Annotated in this window: 1 protein-coding gene; it reads left to right on the top strand. The window is 56.7% G+C overall.

Annotation, left to right across the window (positions count from 1 at the left end):
- Nucleotides 1-636 precede the first annotated feature (636 nt).
- Nucleotides 637-1,896: a group II intron reverse transcriptase/maturase gene (ltrA, locus tag ACTJKM_RS36015; RefSeq protein ID WP_058328701.1), complete on the top strand. Its 1,260-nt coding sequence runs from the start codon at nt 637-639 to the stop codon at nt 1,894-1,896.
- Nucleotides 1,897-2,064: the final 168 nt, after the last annotated feature.

Below are 2,064 nucleotides of genomic sequence, written 5' to 3'. Positions count from 1 at the left end.
AAGCACGCCCAGACGTCTTGGAACTCCGTCAGCGGTGGTTCGACGAGCAACTTGATCTTGATCCGTCGCGGCTCGTGTTCATCGACGAAAGTGTGCTGCAGAGCAGCGGAAGGAGTTCGACATGAACTAAGACCGTAGCGTAAAGCTGCGTGAATGATGGAGGACGGCCCTCCGAGATCGGCTTTCAGGAGCAGATCTCAAACCAGTCCGAGCTGCTGCGGTAAAGAGCCGTGGTGGTGAGCGTCGGATGAAACGTTCGGACGAGATCCGAGCAGGTGCATGTTCAAAAGACGAACGAAAGTGAACCCTCCGAAGACGCGTCGTTATGAACGTAAGTGTCGTCGAAACCAGGACCGTTTCGTCATCCTGGGACCAGTCCGCCAGAAGCCTGATGACCGGGCGGGCGGCGACCGGCGTAGAGGGGGCGTGATTTGGATATAGGCTTTCACGCGGAACTGCAGGAACCAGGCTCCTGATGCCAAGGGAGAAGCTCAAGCGGCGCAAACCGCAAGGCGAGAGTACCGATGCGGGAGACTGGGGCGGACCGATCCGTAAGAGCGTCGAAGACCCTGTAATGGGGTCGGAGCAAAGGGGTCGGATCAGGTGGCCGTATTGATTGAAACAACTGGAAACAGGATGACTTCGGAAAGTACGGCAGACAAGCCGTTTCGAATTGAGAAACGGCAAGTGTACGAAGCTTATAAAGCGGTCAAAGCCAACCATGGCGCAGCCGGGGTGGACGGCGAGACTTTGGAAATGTTCGAGAAAGATCTTGCGAGGAATCTCTACAAGATTTGGAATCGGATGTCGTCCGGAGCCTACTTTCCGCCACCGGTGCGTGCCGTCTCCATTCCAAAGAAGGCTGGAGGCGAGAGGGTTTTGGGTGTGCCCACGGTCAGCGATCGGATCGCGCAGATGGTGGTCAAACAGATGATTGAGCCGGATTTGGACTCCCTCTTTCTTCCAGACTCATACGGGTACAGGCCGGGAAAGTCGGCCTTGGATGCCGTCGGCGTGACTCGCCAGCGGTGCTGGAAGTATGACTGGGTTTTGGAATTCGACATCAAAGGACTGTTCGACAATCTTCCACACGATCTCTTGCTGAAGGCGGTCAGGAAGCACGTTACATGCAAGTGGGCTCTGCTCTACATTGGAAGATGGCTCGCAGCGCCGATGGAGAAGAATGGTGAGGTTTTGGCGCGAACGTGCGGCACCCCGCAAGGCGGTGTCGTCAGTCCCTGCCTCGCAAATCTCTTCATGCACTATGCATTTGATTTGTGGATGACGCGGATGCATCCCGACCTACCATGGTGTCGATATGCCGACGATGGTCTTGTTCACTGCCAGAGCGAGCAACAAGCTGAAGCCCTCAAGGTGGAGCTGAGTTCTCGGCTGGCAGCGTGCGGACTGCAGATGCATCCGACAAAGACCAAGATCGTTTACTGCAAGGATCAACGGCGCCGAGGAACGTATCCGAATGTCGCATTCGACTTTCTCGGGTATCAATTCCGGCCGCGACGGGTGGCGAATACACAGCGGGACGAGTTCTTCTGTGGCTACACGCCTGCGGTCAGTCCGACGGCGCTCAAGTCGATGCGGGCAACGATCAAGAGTTTGAACATCCCGCGGCAGACGCCGGGGACGCTGGCCGAAATAGCCAGACAGCTCAATCCACTCCTTCGGGGATGGATTGCCTACTATGGCCGGTACAGTCGTTCGGCCCTGTCCACTCTGGCTGATTACGTTAATCAGAAACTCAGGGCTTGGATCAGGAGAAAGTTCAAACGCTTTCAGTCCCATAAGACACGCGCCAGCCTTTTCTTGCGAAAGCTGGCGCGGGAAAATCCGGGGTTGTTCGTGCATTGGAAGGCGTTCGGAACGAACACGTTTACCTGATGGGAGCGGTGTGAATCGAGAGGTTCACGCACCGTTCTGCGAGAGGCCGGCTGGTGAAACTCCTCCGGCCTACTCACCCATGGACCGCGACCAACATGGCCCGCACTCATGGAAGATGCACCAGAGGTGAGCGGCTGCGGATGGGTTTCCCGCATGGCCATCGCAAGA

Origin of the sequence: Ensifer sp. 22460, assembly GCF_052044935.1 — a bacterium.
Taxonomy (GTDB): Bacteria; Pseudomonadota; Alphaproteobacteria; order Rhizobiales; family Rhizobiaceae; genus Ensifer.
The sequence above is the reverse complement of the archived record's forward strand: the minus strand, read 5'-3'. Positions and strand labels throughout refer to the sequence as shown.

Bases quoted from the DNA above. Each gene is read 5' to 3' on its own strand.
- ltrA (WP_058328701.1), top strand. From the start codon at position 637: ATGACTTCGGAAAGTACGGCAGACAAGCCGTTTCGAATTGAGAAACGG.